Origin of the sequence: Citrobacter sp. EC_71, from assembly GCF_019584005.1 — a bacterium.
GTDB classification, from domain to species: Bacteria; Pseudomonadota; Gammaproteobacteria; order Enterobacterales; family Enterobacteriaceae; genus Citrobacter; species Citrobacter werkmanii.
Genome location: NZ_VDAY01000005.1, coordinates 150,874 through 164,604 on the forward strand (window position 1 = coordinate 150,874; position 13,731 = coordinate 164,604).

The 13,731-nt window shown below is 51.6% G+C and carries 13 protein-coding genes; 8 read left to right on the forward strand and 5 right to left on the reverse strand.

From position 1 onward, the window contains the following. Nucleotides 1-35 precede the first annotated feature (35 nt). Entirely contained in the window at nucleotides 36-1,028 is a 993-nt protein-coding gene (locus FHD02_RS07210) for a LacI family DNA-binding transcriptional regulator (protein WP_137360242.1), read from the forward strand. A gap of 45 nt (nucleotides 1,029-1,073) precedes the next feature. On the opposite strand, the gene leuD is transcribed toward FHD02_RS07210, so the two are convergent. The 5 genes from leuD to leuL all read right to left on the reverse strand — a co-directional run bounded on the left by leuD (nucleotide 1,074) and on the right by leuL (nucleotide 5,931). Beyond that, nucleotides 1,074-1,679, reverse strand: a complete 606-nt coding sequence (leuD, locus tag FHD02_RS07215) for a 3-isopropylmalate dehydratase small subunit (RefSeq protein WP_137360243.1) — start codon at nucleotides 1,677-1,679, stop codon at nucleotides 1,074-1,076. A 10-nt stretch (nucleotides 1,680-1,689) separates the two neighbouring features. Further along, nucleotides 1,690-3,090: a 3-isopropylmalate dehydratase large subunit gene (leuC, locus tag FHD02_RS07220; RefSeq protein ID WP_137360244.1), complete on the reverse strand. Its 1,401-nt coding sequence runs from the start codon at nucleotides 3,088-3,090 to the stop codon at nucleotides 1,690-1,692. Between the two features lie 2 nt (nucleotides 3,091-3,092). Next, nucleotides 3,093-4,184: a 3-isopropylmalate dehydrogenase gene (leuB, locus tag FHD02_RS07225; protein ID WP_220393764.1), complete on the reverse strand. Its 1,092-nt coding sequence runs from the start codon at nucleotides 4,182-4,184 to the stop codon at nucleotides 3,093-3,095. After that, nucleotides 4,184-5,755 carry a 2-isopropylmalate synthase gene (gene leuA / locus FHD02_RS07230; protein WP_061382934.1) on the reverse strand — a complete coding sequence of 524 codons (1,572 nt, stop codon included), beginning with the start codon at nucleotides 5,753-5,755 and terminating at the stop codon, nucleotides 4,184-4,186. Before leuA ends, leuB begins: the two co-directional genes overlap by 1 nt. An 89-nt stretch (nucleotides 5,756-5,844) precedes the next feature. Continuing rightward, on the reverse strand, nucleotides 5,845-5,931 hold the full coding sequence (leuL, locus tag FHD02_RS07235; RefSeq protein ID WP_048998978.1) for a leu operon leader peptide: 87 nt from the start codon (nucleotides 5,929-5,931) through the stop codon (nucleotides 5,845-5,847). A 654-nt stretch (nucleotides 5,932-6,585) separates the two neighbouring features. Between leuL and leuO the strand changes: the two genes are divergently transcribed. From leuO to ftsL, 7 genes are all read left to right on the forward strand, one after another. Further along, on the forward strand, nucleotides 6,586-7,533 hold the full coding sequence (gene leuO / locus FHD02_RS07240) for a transcriptional regulator LeuO (protein ID WP_042312350.1): 948 nt from the start codon (nucleotides 6,586-6,588) through the stop codon (nucleotides 7,531-7,533). A 318-nt stretch (nucleotides 7,534-7,851) separates the two neighbouring features. Then, a complete protein-coding gene (gene ilvI, locus FHD02_RS07245; RefSeq protein ID WP_137360246.1) occupies nucleotides 7,852-9,576 on the forward strand; it encodes an acetolactate synthase 3 large subunit in 1,725 nt (574 codons plus the stop codon). A gap of 2 nt (nucleotides 9,577-9,578) precedes the next feature. Continuing rightward, on the forward strand, nucleotides 9,579-10,070 hold the full coding sequence (gene ilvN / locus FHD02_RS07250; protein WP_003829566.1) for an acetolactate synthase small subunit: 492 nt from the start codon (nucleotides 9,579-9,581) through the stop codon (nucleotides 10,068-10,070). Between the two features lie 265 nt (nucleotides 10,071-10,335). Next, nucleotides 10,336-11,340: a catabolite repressor/activator gene (gene cra, locus FHD02_RS07255; RefSeq protein ID WP_032940373.1), complete on the forward strand. Its 1,005-nt coding sequence runs from the start codon at nucleotides 10,336-10,338 to the stop codon at nucleotides 11,338-11,340. A gap of 613 nt (nucleotides 11,341-11,953) precedes the next feature. Then, nucleotides 11,954-12,412, forward strand: coding sequence for a division/cell wall cluster transcriptional repressor MraZ (gene mraZ, locus FHD02_RS07260; protein WP_137360247.1), 459 nt, complete (start codon nucleotides 11,954-11,956; stop codon nucleotides 12,410-12,412). A gap of 1 nt (nucleotide 12,413) precedes the next feature. After that, on the forward strand, nucleotides 12,414-13,355 hold the full coding sequence (gene rsmH, locus FHD02_RS07265) for a 16S rRNA (cytosine(1402)-N(4))-methyltransferase RsmH (RefSeq protein ID WP_220393765.1): 942 nt from the start codon (nucleotides 12,414-12,416) through the stop codon (nucleotides 13,353-13,355). Then, nucleotides 13,352-13,717, forward strand: coding sequence for a cell division protein FtsL (ftsL, locus tag FHD02_RS07270; protein ID WP_006686695.1), 366 nt, complete (start codon nucleotides 13,352-13,354; stop codon nucleotides 13,715-13,717). Before rsmH ends, ftsL begins: the two co-directional genes overlap by 4 nt. Nucleotides 13,718-13,731 lie beyond the last annotated feature (14 nt).

Below are 13,731 nucleotides of genomic sequence, written 5' to 3' on the forward strand. Positions count from 1 at the left end.
GCGAGCATAATGGGCTGTTGGTCGTAGAGAACCTCATGAAAAACAATCGGATGACATTACAGGATATTGCCGCCCTGGCCGGGCTGAATAAGATGACGGTCAGCCGTTATCTGCGTGACCCGAATCAGGTGTCGCAACGCAGCCGCGAATTGATTTCGAAAGTGATGGAAGAGAACAACTACATCCCCAACCGCGCCCCGGAAATTCTGCTCAACGCCCGCAGCAAAACCATTGGTGTGCTGATCCCCTCGTTTCGTAATCAGATCTTTGCCGATGTGCTGGCGGGGATTGAATCCGTCACCTCGGCCTGCCAGTACCAGACGCTGATCGCCAACTACGAATATGATGCCGAGCGTGAAGAACGCGAAGTGCTGAACCTGCTCTCTTACAATATCGACGGCCTGATCCTCACGGGAAAGCTGCATACCGAGCGGATGAGCCAGTACGTGCGCGCCAGCGGCGTGCCGGTGGCAGAACTAATGGACATTAGCGGCCAGTATCTTGATATTCAGGTTGGGTTTGATAACGAAAAAGCCGCGTTTGAAATGACGCAGGCTTTTATCGACAGCGGCAAACGCAGCATTGCTTTCTTTGGCTCGATGGATGACCCCCGCGACCTTAGCCGTTTTCGCGGCACCGAGAAAGCGCTGGCGGCGCAGGGGCTGGAAGCGTACCACCTGGCGCCAAAAACCATTTCGTCGGTGGCGCTGGGCCGCAAGATGTTCCAGCAGGCGATGGCGGAAAAACCGGATATTGACGCTATTTTCTGTACCAACGATGACCTGGCGGTTGGCGCGCTGCTGGAGTGTCAGGCACAGCAGTACGATGTGCCGGGAAAAATGGCGATTGCCGGTTTCCACGGGCTGGAAATAGGGCGCGCACGGCTGCAAAAAATTGCCAGCGTGATTACGCCACGCTTTGAGATTGGCAAAACGGCAGCGGATATTCTGATTAAGCGTTTGAACGGGAAAGATGCGCCGGGCAGCGTCAATCTTGGCTACCAAATCTATTACGGCGATACGCTTTAGGCGAAGAGAAAGGGCTGGCCACCGTGTGGTGACCAGCGGGAGAGATTACTGCATAAACGCGGGCTGCTTGTCTTCGTACTCGGTGATGGCGGCTTCGTGCTGCAGCGTCAGCCCGATGCTGTCCAGACCGTTCAACATGCAGTGGCGGCGGAAGTCGTCGATTTTAAAGCTGTAGGTCTTATCGCCTGCTTTCACTACCTGCGCGACCAGATCCACTTCAAATGTAATCCCCGGATTGGCTTTGACCAGGTTGAACAGCTCATCGACCTGTTCGTCGCTTAATTTCACCGGCAGCAGTTGGTTGTTGAAACTGTTGCCGTAGAAGATATCGGCGAAGCTTGGCGCGATCACTACTTTAAAGCCGTAGTCGGTCAGCGCCCACGGCGCATGTTCGCGTGAAGAGCCGCAGCCAAAGTTTTCCCGTGCCAGCAGAATTGAGGCACCTTTATATTCCGGGAAGTTCAGCACAAACTCTGGATTTGGCTGTTGACCCTTTTCGTCCAGGAAACGCCAGTCGTTAAACAGATGGGCGCCAAAACCGGTGCGCGTAACCTTCTGCAAAAACTGTTTCGGGATAATTGCATCGGTATCGACGTTGGCGGCATCCAGTGGGACAACCAGGCCGGTATGCTGGGTAAATTTCTCTGCCATGGTAGTTTCCTTATTTGATGCTACGAATGTCGGCGAAATGGCCGGTGACCGCGGCCGCTGCCGCCATCGCCGGGCTGACCAGGTGCGTACGGCCACCGCGGCCCTGACGACCTTCAAAGTTACGGTTGCTGGTGGATGCGCAGCGCTCGCCTGGGTTCAGGCGGTCATTGTTCATGGCCAGGCACATTGAGCAGCCCGGCAGACGCCATTCAAAACCCGCTTCGATAAAGATCTTATCCAGACCTTCCGCTTCCGCTTGCGCTTTCACTGGGCCGGAGCCTGGCACCACCAGCGCTTGTACACCCGGCGCCACTTTACGGCCCTTGGCGATTTCCGCCGCCGCGCGCAGATCTTCGATACGCGAGTTGGTGCAGGAACCAATAAACACTTTATCGATAGCCACGTCGGTCAGTGGGATCCCCGGCTTCAGGCCCATATAGGCCAACGCTTTTTCGGCGCTGGCGCGTTCAACCGGATCGCTGAAGGACGCCGGATCCGGAATGTTGTCATTCACGGAGATAACCTGGCCCGGGTTAGTCCCCCAGGTGACCTGCGGCGCGATCTCTTCTGCTTGCAGGGTGACGACGCTGTCGAAAGTGGCGCCTTCATCCGTTTGCAGGGTTTTCCAGTAGGCGACGGCATCGTCAAAATCTTTGCCTTTCGGTGCGTGCAGACGGCCCTCGACATAGTTGAAGGTGGTCTGGTCCGGCGCGACCAGGCCCGCTTTCGCGCCCAGCTCAATCGCCATGTTGCACAGGGTCATGCGGCCTTCCATGGTCAGGTCGCGAATCGCTTCACCGCAGAACTCCACCACGTGGCCGGTGCCGCCAGCGCTGCCGGTTTTACCGATAATCGCCAGCACGATATCTTTCGCCGTGATGCCCGGCGCGGCTTTGCCGTTGACTTCAATCTTCATGGTTTTGGCGCGGCCCTGTTTCAGGGTTTGCGTTGCCAGCACGTGTTCAACTTCTGACGTGCCGATACCGAACGCCAGCGCGCCGAACGCGCCGTGGGTGGCGGTGTGGGAGTCGCCACAGACGATGGTCATTCCCGGCAAGGTCACGCCTTGCTCAGGCCCCATCACATGCACGATACCCTGGTACGGGTGGTTCAGGTCGTACAGTTCGACGCCAAATTCATTGCAGTTTTTGATCAATTCCTGCATCTGAATACGCGCCATTTCGCCGGAGGCGTTAATGTCTTTGGTCTGCGTGGAGACGTTGTGGTCCATGGTGGCGAAGGTTTTACCCGGCTGGCGCACCTGACGTCCATGCGCGCGCAGACCATCAAACGCCTGCGGGGAGGTGACTTCATGCACCAGATGGCGGTCGATGTACAGCAGCGGGGTTTCGTTTTGCGCCTCAAAGACAACGTGCGCATCAAACAATTTTTCGTATAACGTTTTGGCCATGATTACACCCCTTCTGCGACGTAACGGGCAATGATGTCGCCCATTTCATCGGTACCGACTGCGGCAGCGCCACGGGCCAAATCACCAGTGCGAATGCCTTCTTCTAATGCGCGGTTAATGGCGCTCTCAATTGCGGTTGCCGCATCGTTGGCATCCAGGCTGTAGCGCAGCAGCAGCGCCAGCGACAGGATCTGGGCGATAGGGTTAGCAATGTTTTTCCCAGCGATATCCGGGGCGGAGCCGCCAGCAGGCTCGTACAGACCAAAACCCTGCTCGTTCAGGCTGGCGGACGGCAGCATGCCCATGGAGCCGGTGATCATCGCACACTCATCGGAGAGGATGTCGCCGAACAGGTTAGAGCACAGCACGACGTCAAACTGCGACGGGTCTTTAATCAACTGCATGGTGGCGTTGTCGATGTACATATGCGCCAGTTCAACGTCCGCATACTCTTTACCAATTTCACTAACGATTTCACGCCACAGAATGGAAGACTGCAGCACGTTAGCTTTATCAATCGACGTGACTTTACGGCGACGCTGGCGAGCTGACTCAAACGCGATACGGGCAATACGTTCGATCTCGAAACGGTGATATACCTCGGTATCAAAGGCTTTTTCATGCTGGCCGCTGCCTTCGCGGCCTTTTGGCTGACCGAAGTAGATCCCACCGGTCAGTTCTCGCACGCACAGGATGTCGAAAGCGTTAGCGGCGATATCGGCACGCAGCGGGCAAAACGCTTCCAGCCCCTGGTACAGCTTTGCCGGGCGCAGGTTGCTGAATAATTTGAAATGCTTACGCAATGGCAGCAGCGCACCGCGTTCAGGCTGCTGGTTTGGCGGCAGGTTTTCCCATTTCGGGCCGCCAACGGAGCCAAACAGAATGGCGTCAGCTTGCTCACAGCCTTCAACTGTTGCCGGTGGCAGCGGCTGACCGTGATTATCGATGGCGGCGCCACCCACATCGTAGTGGCTGGTGGTAATGCGCAGGTTAAAACGGTGGCGAATTGCGTCCAGTACTTTCAAGGCTTGCGCCATCACTTCCGGGCCAATACCGTCACCCGGCAAAACAGCAATATGGTAATTCTTCGACATCACACGGTTTCCTTGTTGTTTTCGTTGTTCTGAGCTTTGCGTTGCAATTCTTTTTCGACTTCTTCGGCGCGCCAGATATTGTTCAGCACATGCACCATCGCTTTAGCGGAAGACTCGACGATATCTGTTGCCAGACCGACGCCGTGGAAGCGGCGACCGTTATAGTTGGCGACGATATCCACCTGACCCAGCGCATCTTTACCGTGCCCCTTGGCGGTCAGGCTGTATTTCACCAGTTCGATGTTGTATTCCGTCACGCGGTTAATGGCCTGATAAATGGCATCGACCGGGCCGTTACCGTTCGCCGCTTCGGCTTTGACGTCTTCACCACAGGCCAGCTTGACGGAGGCCGTGGCAATATCATTAGAACCAGACTGTACGCTGAAATAGTCCAGACGGAAGTGTTCTGGTTCTTCCTGCTGTTTGTTAATAAAAGCCAGCGCTTCCAGGTCGTAATCGAATACCTGACCTTTTTTATCTGCCAGTTTCAGGAAAGCGTCATACAGGTTGTCCAGATTGTATTCATTTTCTTTATAGCCCATCTCGTCCATACGGTGTTTCACCGCGGCGCGTCCGGAACGGGAGGTCAGGTTCAACTGCACCTGATTCAAGCCGATGGATTCAGGCGTCATGATTTCGTAGTTTTCACGATTTTTCAGTACGCCGTCCTGATGGATGCCGGAGGAGTGCGCAAAGGCACCGCTACCGACAATCGCTTTGTTTGCCGGAATGGGCATGTTACAGATTTGGCTGACTAACTGGCTGGTACGCCAGATCTCCTGGTGATTAATGCGGGTCTGTACGTTCAGGATATCTTTGCGCACTTTGATCGCCATAATCACTTCTTCCAGTGAGCAGTTACCAGCACGTTCGCCGATACCATTCATTGCGCCTTCCACCTGACGCGCACCGGCATGAACGGCCGCCAGCGCGTTGCCGACGCCCAGACCTAAATCATCATGGGTGTGCACTGAGATGATGGCTTTATCGATATTTGGTACGCGTTCATACAGACCGGAAATGATTGCGCCAAATTCGAAAGGCATGGTGTAACCGACGGTATCGGGGATATTGATGGTTTTGGCACCCGCATTAATGGCGGCTTCTACCACGCGAGCCAGGTCTGCGATAGGAGTACGACCAGCGTCTTCGCAGGAGAATTCCACGTCATCCGTATAATTACGCGCTCGCTTAACCATATAGATAGCTCGCTCGATAACCTCATCCAGCGTGCTGCGTAATTTTGTTGCGATATGCATCGGCGAGGTGGCGATAAACGTATGAATGCGGAAAGCTTCAGCGACCTTCAGGGATTCAGCGGCAACATCGATATCTTTTTCAACGCAGCGCGCTAAGGCGCAAACGCGGCTGTTCTTGACCTGACGAGCAATGGTTTGAACCGACTCAAAGTCACCGGGTGAAGAAACCGGGAAACCCACTTCCATCACGTCAACGCCCATACGCTCGAGGGCCAGCGCAATCTGCAGTTTTTCTTTCACACTCAGGCTTGCCTGTAACGCCTGTTCTCCGTCGCGTAAGGTGGTATCGAAAATAATGACTTGCTGGCTCATGGTTTAGGTCCTTGGTCTTTAGGGCGCCTTGCTTCGAGCATAAAAAAACCCGCGCAACGGCGCGGGTTTCTGTCTTAACTGGAGCTGACTTAATGCTGAATGTCGTCCACCAGTCTACCGCGCAACGAAGATGCGTTTAGTAGTAGTAGACCGTTGAAACGAGCAATGTAAGTCATCAATTAAGCTCCAGGCGAATGCGATATGCTTTTAGTGGTACTGGATATGAACTTCGATGTCAACCCCATCCTCTGTAAATGCCCCTTTAGCAGAGGAAAGTTTAGGCAAAACTTAAGCGAATTGTGCTGAATTTTTTACCGTATATAAAATTAATCCGCTGATGCTTGTACATATTTTTCATGATTAGACATATTTAAGCATATTTGCTTGCACTTACTGTAACCATCTGTTGAACTAATTGATCTATTTGAGATTTTATATCTGTATGATTTACCTGTTTTTATACTAATTCTGAATGGATAGGAAGAGAGCAGAAGCTCATAATTGATAAATTAATGTTAACTTTTAATGTATTAATAATATAAACATTTAATTAAAACTTAAATATACATTCATAATATGTATGATTGTGTATTCGCCGTGCTTATGGTTATATTGTTTTTGAAATTTAAACATATGAATCATCGTGCAGTGACCTCTGCCACACTGCGCTCGCATTGCTCTTTTGTTCATTTAGGTTTGTACCTTTATGTTTTCCTAATTTTAATGTTTTTCCTTTTTCTCATTTTATATGCATGGTAAATCATATTAACGGAGGTTATTTCTTCACTCCGTCTGGGAAAAGGGAGTTTAGAGTGACAGTGGAGTTAACTATGCCAGAAGTAAAAATAATAGATAAACCCAATCTTTTAGAGCCAGGAAAACCGCAGCTTCGCATGGTTGACCTTAATCTTTTAACTGTTTTTGATGCGGTGATGCAGGAACAGAATATTACCCGCGCAGCGCATACCTTAGGGATGTCACAACCAGCAGTCAGTAATGCGGTAGCGCGCCTGAAGGTCATGTTTAATGATGAGCTTTTTGTTCGTTACGGTCGTGGGATCCAGCCGACAGCAAGAGCTTTCCAGCTATTTGGTTCCATTCGTCAGGCATTGCAATTAGTGCAAAACGAGCTGCCTGGATCGGGTTTTGAGCCAACCAGCAGCGAACGTGTATTCAATCTTTGCGTATGCAGCCCATTAGATAATATCCTGACATCATTGATTTATAATCGGGTTGAACAAGTCGCGCCAAACATTAATGTCGTATTTAAATCTTCACTCAATCAAAATACCGAGCATCAGTTGCGTTACCAGGAAACTGAGTTTGTTATTAGCTATGAAGAATTCCGCCGTCCAGAATTCTCAAGTATTCCGTTATTCAATGATGAAATGGTATTAGTCGCGAGCAAAAAGCATCCGCGCATTAGTGGTCCATTATTGGAAAGCGACCTTTATAATGAGCAGCACGCGGTGGTTTCGTTGGACCGCTTCGCATCTTTCAGTCAGCCGTGGTATGACACGCCGGATAAACAATCTTGCGTCGCTTACCAGGGCATGGCATTAATTAGCGTTCTTAATATTGTATCGCAAACGCATCTGGTTTCGATTGCGCCACGTTGGTTGGCAGAAGAGTTCGCAGATTCGTTAGAACTTCAGATATTGCCTTTACCTTTAAAATTGAATAGTCGGACATGTTATCTTTCCTGGCATGAAGCTGCTGGCCGGGATAAAGGACATCAATGGATGGAAGAGCTGTTGGTCTCCGTCTGTAAGCAATAGCATTCAGCAGAACAAATCGGTTAATGCAACTTGTTTGTTCTGCTTTTTTCTTTGTATATGAAATTTTATGCTGAAATCCACTTTTCAGGTTTAGCCAAAAGTGTAAAAAAATAGAGTAATAGCTGTAAGTCCCCCTTTTTAAGCGATTATTTATCATATCATTTACTTATCCTGGTTTAATTCTCCTTTAAATCGACGCTTTCCTCCGTTTTATTCTTATTTGCTCTGAGGCTACCCCTGCGGAGTCAATTGCCATGCGTCATCGTCAGCGGTTAATGTGTTGTTAAACCGTTTTTCATTATAAGAGTGAGGCAAGCCATGGAGATGTTGTCTGGAGCCGAGATGGTCGTCCGATCGCTCATCGATCAGGGTGTAAAGCAGGTATTCGGTTATCCCGGGGGGGCCGTCCTCGATATTTATGATGCGCTGCATACGGTCGGTGGTATTGATCATGTGCTGGTCCGCCATGAGCAGGCTGCGGTACACATGGCTGATGGCCTTGCGCGCGCTACGGGGGAGGTGGGCGTCGTATTAGTCACTTCAGGACCCGGCGCTACCAACGCGATTACCGGGATTGCAACGGCTTACATGGATTCCATTCCGTTGGTGATCCTCTCTGGGCAGGTCGCAACGTCGCTGATTGGCTATGATGCCTTCCAGGAGTGTGACATGGTGGGCATATCCCGCCCGGTGGTGAAGCACAGTTTCCTGGTCAAACAAACTGAAGACATCCCACAGGTGCTAAAAAAAGCCTTCTGGCTGGCGGCCAGCGGTCGTCCCGGGCCTGTGGTAGTGGACTTGCCGAAGGATATTCTGAATCCAGCTAAGAAACTGCCTTATAGCTGGCCTGAGTCGGTGAGCATGCGTTCGTATAATCCGACGACGACCGGACATAAAGGGCAGATAAAACGCGCTCTGCAGACGTTAGTCGCGGCTAAAAAACCGGTTGTGTACGTGGGTGGTGGCGCCGTTAATGCCGCCTGCCATGCGCAGTTAGGCCAGATCGCTGAAGCACTTAATCTGCCGGTTGTTTCCTCGCTGATGGGGTTAGGCTCGTTTCCGGCAACACATCGGCAGGCGCTTGGGATGCTGGGCATGCATGGAACTTACGAAGCAAACATGACCATGCATCATTCCGATGTGATCTTCGCCGTCGGCGTGCGCTTTGACGATCGAACGACCAATAACCTGGCAAAATATTGCCCAAATGCGACCGTGCTGCATATCGACATCGATCCGACCTCTATTTCGAAAACCGTCACTGCGGATATTCCGATTGTCGGCGATGCTCGTCTGGTACTCGATCAGATGCTCGAACTGCTGGAGCAGGAGAAATCTCAGCAGCCGCTGGATGATAACCGTGACTGGTGGCAACAGATTGAACACTGGCGCGCCCGTCAGTGCCTGAAATATGACACGCAAAGTGAAAGCATTAAGCCACAGGCGGTGATTGAAACCATCTGGCGTCTGACGAAAGGGGATGCGTATGTCACCTCTGACGTTGGTCAGCATCAGATGTTTGCCGCACTCTACTACCCATTCGATAAACCACGCCGTTGGATTAACTCAGGCGGCCTCGGCACCATGGGATTTGGATTACCTGCGGCGTTAGGCGTGAAAATGGCGCTGCCGGATGAAACGGTAGTGTGTGTTACCGGGGATGGCAGTATTCAGATGAACATCCAGGAACTGTCTACGGCGCTGCAATATGAGTTGCCGGTACTGGTGCTCAACCTGAACAACCGTTATCTCGGCATGGTCAAGCAGTGGCAGGACATGATCTACTCCGGACGTCACTCACAATCTTATATGCAGTCGCTGCCCGATTTTGTGCGCCTTGCCGAGGCTTATGGGCATGTTGGTATCCAGATTAACCATCCAGAAGAACTGGAAAGCAAACTGAGTGAAGCGCTGGAGCATGTGCGCAATCGTCGTCTGGTGTTTGTCGATGTCACCGTTGATGGCAGCGAGCATGTCTACCCGATGCAGATTCGTGGGGGCGGTATGGATGAAATGTGGTTAAGCAAAACGGAGAGGACCTGATTATGCGCCGGATATTATCGGTATTGCTGGAAAACGAGTCGGGTGCCTTGTCGCGTGTGATAGGCCTTTTCGCCCAGCGTGGATACAATATTGAAAGCCTGACCGTTGCACCCACTGACGATCCAACCTTATCGCGAATGACGATTCAGACGGTAGGGGATGAGAAAGTCCTGGAGCAGATCGAAAAGCAACTACACAAACTGGTGGATGTTCTGCGCGTTAGCGAACTGGGGCAGGGCGCCCATGTTGAACGCGAGATCATGTTGGTGAAAATCCAGGCCAGCGGCTATGGTCGGGAGGAGGTGAAACGCAACACGGAGATTTTCCGCGGGCAAATCATCGACGTCACGCCGTCCATCTACACCGTACAGTTGGCGGGCACCAGTGATAAGCTGGATGCGTTCCTGGCAACATTACGTGAAGTCGCCAAAATTGTAGAGGTAGCCCGTTCCGGCGTGGTGGGGCTTTCTCGCGGTGATAAAATCATGCGCTAATACTCGACTGTAGGCCTGACAAGCACAGCGTCATCAGGCATCCTCGTGGAGGTCATGCCGGATGGCGGTGTAAACGCTTTATCCGGCCTACAGGTAACGTACCCGTTTTCGCTGATGCTTCCTGTTGCGCTTTTTTTTTGCGAAATCAGCAGTAACCAGAGACAAAAGCGGTTGCCGCAGTCATTATTCTGCGCTTAGATGTTAAGAAACTTAACCCATGCCATCACAAAGGTTATGGTTTGTACATTTTACGCAAGGGGCAATTGTGAAACTGGATGAAATCGCTCGGTTGGCCGGCGTTTCGCGAACGACTGCAAGCTACGTTATTAATGGCAAAGCAAAGCAATATCGCGTAAGCGACAAAACGGTTGAAAAAGTCATGGCGGTGGTGCGTGAGCATAATTACCACCCGAATGCCGTGGCGGCCGGGCTGCGTGCTGGACGCACACGTTCTATCGGGCTGGTGATCCCGGATCTTGAAAACACAAGCTATACCCGGATCGCAAACTATCTGGAGCGCCAGGCGCGTCAGCGCGGGTATCAACTGTTGATTGCCTGCTCCGAAGATCAGCCAGATAACGAAATGCGCTGTATTGAGCATCTTTTACAGCGCCAGGTTGATGCCATCATTGTGTCGACTTCCTTGCCGCCAGAACATCCGTTCTATCAGCGCTGGGCAAACAGTTCATTCCCGATTGTGGCGCTGGACCGTGCGCTGGATCGCGAACATTTCACCAGCGTCGTGGGCGCGGACCAGGATGATGCGGAAATGCTGGCGCAGGAGTTACGTAAATTCCCTGCAGAAACCGTACTTTATCTGGGCGCGCTCCCTGAATTATCTGTCAGCTTCCTGCGTGAGCAGGGCTTCCGTACCGCGTGGAAAGATGATCCGCGTGAGGTGCATTTCCTCTACGCCAACAGCTATGAACGTGAAGCGGCAGCGCAGTTGTTTGATAAATGGCTGGAAACGCATCCAATGCCTCAGGCGCTGTTTACCACGTCGTTTGCTCTGTTGCAGGGGGTGATGGATGTGACCCTGCGTCGCGATGGGCAGTTGCCGTCTGATTTGGCGATAGCGACTTTTGGCGATCACGAACTGCTCGACTTCCTGCAGTGTCCGGTTCTCGCGGTGGCGCAACGCCATCGTGATGTAGCGGAACGCGTGCTGGAGATTGTGCTGGCAAGTCTGGATGAGCCGCGTAAACCCAAACCTGGGTTAACGCGTATACGGCGTAATCTGTACCGTCGCGGTATTCTGAGCCGTAACTAAGTTGCCTCATTTGATGACGTCAACGGCATAAGCCTCTGACGTCATCAAATATTCTATTCTCAGAAATAACCTCATTATAATTAAGAATATTCTTTAGAATTATCTGAAATTGATTCGTGAATTATGCCGAATTAAAAATGCAACTCGCCATTTTTGGGTTATTGAAGCGTAAAGATGCGTTACGGTTGTATTATTTTGTTACATGCTTGTAGGGATTTGCCGAATTAACAAACACTTTGCTGCCCTATGGCGACAACCTCACGCTGACCTCGCTCCTGCACGGCATACAGACTGATTAACTGGTACTGTTATCTCGCTGCATATTGTCCTAAAATGCCGCTCGCGTCGCAAACTGACACTTTATATTTTCTTTTGATGATATTCAGTTGTTTTAAACAATCATGAGTTGTTGGATTTTTTTCTTACAAATATTCATGACGTTAATTTGCTTCGTTTGCTGTACGGAATTTGTTCAACGCTGATATTAGCCGTAAACAATGTGTTTTTTGCTCCGCTTAGCGCCGTGACTTGCTTGACAAGGTTTTCCTCCGCTCCGTAAACTCCTTTAAGTGGGATTTTGTGGGATAAAGTGGTAATCGGGGGTGAGACTGGCATGTTCCGGGGAGCAACGTTAGTTAATCTCGACAGTAAAGGGCGCTTATCTGTGCCCACCCGTTATCGGGAGCAACTGCTTGAGAGCGCTACCGGTCAAATGGTTTGCACCATTGACATCCATCACCCGTGCCTGCTGCTGTACCCCCTGCCTGAATGGGAAATTATCGAGCAGAAGTTATCGCGTCTGTCGAGCATGAATCCAGTTGAGCGTCGCGTACAGCGCCTGTTGTTGGGGCATGCCAGCGAATGCCAGATGGATAGCGCTGGCCGATTATTGATAGCGCCCATTCTGCGGCAACATGCGGGGCTAACGAAAGAAGTGATGCTGGTTGGGCAGTTCAATAAGTTTGAGCTGTGGGATGAAACGACCTGGTATCAACAGGTCAAGGAAGATATCGACGCTGAGCAGTCTGTTACCGGCGCGCTGTCGGAACGATTGCAGGATTTGTCTCTATAAAATGATGGAAAATTATAAACATACAACGGTGTTGCTGGATGAGGCCGTCAACGGCCTGAATATTCGTCCAGACGGCATCTACATTGACGGGACATTTGGTCGCGGTGGTCATTCACGTCTGATCCTCTCCCAGCTTGGCGAAGAGGGACGTTTACTGGCTATCGATCGCGATCCGCAGGCTATTGCCGTTGCACAGACGATTACCGATCCCCGTTTCTCCATCGTCCATGGACCTTTCTCTGCGCTGGCTGACTATGTCGCCGAGCGTGGGCTTACCGGTAAGATCGACGGGATTCTTCTCGATCTTGGCGTGTCTTCACCGCAGCTTGATGACGCGGAGCGCGGTTTTTCGTTTATGCGTGATGGTCCGTTGGATATGCGTATGGATCCAACACGCGGTCAGTCCGCGGCCGAATGGCTGCAAACCGCCGATGAAGCGGATATTGCCTGGGTGATTAAAACCTTTGGCGAGGAGCGCTTTGGTAAACGCATTGCTCGCGCCATCGTAGACCGCAATCGCATCGAACCGATGACCCGCACCAAGGAGCTGGCGGAAGTGATTGCGGCGGCAATGCCGGTGAAAGACAAATTCAAACATCCCGCGACCCGTACCTTCCAGGCGGTGCGCATCTGGGTGAACAGTGAACTGGAGGAGATAGAGCAGGCGCTAAAAAGCTCGCTCAGCGTGCTGGCACCAGGTGGTCGCCTTTCGATTATCAGTTTCCATTCGCTTGAAGACCGCATTGTGAAACGCTTTATGCGCGAACAAAGCCGTGGTCCTCAGGTTCCGGCTGGAATACCGATGACGGAAGCGCAGATCAAAAAGCTGGGCGGCCGTGAGTTAAGAGCACTAGGCAAGATGATGCCGGGTGAAGAAGAGGTAGCTGAAAATCCTCGTGCCCGTAGTTCAGTTCTGCGTATTGCAGAGAGGACGAACGCATGATCAGCAGAGTGACAGAAGCCCTCAGCAAAGTTAAAGGATCGATAGGAAGCAACGAGCGCCATGCCTTGCCTGGCGTGATCGGTGACGATCTTTTGCGGTATGGGAAGCTGCCACTCTGCCTGTTCATTTGCATTATTTTGACGGCGGTTACCGTCGTGACAACAGCTCACCATACGCGGTTACTGACCGCGCAGCGTGAGCAACTGGTTCTGGAGCGAGATGCGCTGGATATCGAATGGCGCAACTTGATCCTTGAGGAGAACGCGCTCGGCGACCATAGCCGTGTTGAACGGATCGCAACGGAAAAGCTGCAAATGCAGCATGTTGATCCCTCACAAGAAAATATCGTAGTACAAAAATAAGGATAAACGCGACG

Bases quoted from the DNA above. Each gene is read 5' to 3' on its own strand.
- FHD02_RS07210 (WP_137360242.1), top strand. From the start codon at position 36: ATGAAAAACAATCGGATGACATTACAGGATATTGCCGCCCTGGCCGGG.
- leuD (WP_137360243.1), bottom strand. From the start codon at position 1,679: ATGGCAGAGAAATTTACCCAGCATACCGGCCTGGTTGTCCCACTGGAT.
- leuC (WP_137360244.1), bottom strand. From the start codon at position 3,090: ATGGCCAAAACGTTATACGAAAAATTGTTTGATGCGCACGTTGTCTTT.
- leuB (WP_220393764.1), bottom strand. From the start codon at position 4,184: ATGTCGAAGAATTACCATATTGCTGTTTTGCCGGGTGACGGTATTGGC.
- leuA (WP_061382934.1), bottom strand. From the start codon at position 5,755: ATGAGCCAGCAAGTCATTATTTTCGATACCACCTTACGCGACGGAGAA.
- leuL (WP_048998978.1), bottom strand. From the start codon at position 5,931: ATGACTTACATTGCTCGTTTCAACGGTCTACTACTACTAAACGCATCT.
- leuO (WP_042312350.1), top strand. From the start codon at position 6,586: ATGCCAGAAGTAAAAATAATAGATAAACCCAATCTTTTAGAGCCAGGA.
- ilvI (WP_137360246.1), top strand. From the start codon at position 7,852: ATGGAGATGTTGTCTGGAGCCGAGATGGTCGTCCGATCGCTCATCGAT.
- ilvN (WP_003829566.1), top strand. From the start codon at position 9,579: ATGCGCCGGATATTATCGGTATTGCTGGAAAACGAGTCGGGTGCCTTG.
- mraZ (WP_137360247.1), top strand. From the start codon at position 11,954: ATGTTCCGGGGAGCAACGTTAGTTAATCTCGACAGTAAAGGGCGCTTA.
- rsmH (WP_220393765.1), top strand. From the start codon at position 12,414: ATGATGGAAAATTATAAACATACAACGGTGTTGCTGGATGAGGCCGTC.
- ftsL (WP_006686695.1), top strand. From the start codon at position 13,352: ATGATCAGCAGAGTGACAGAAGCCCTCAGCAAAGTTAAAGGATCGATA.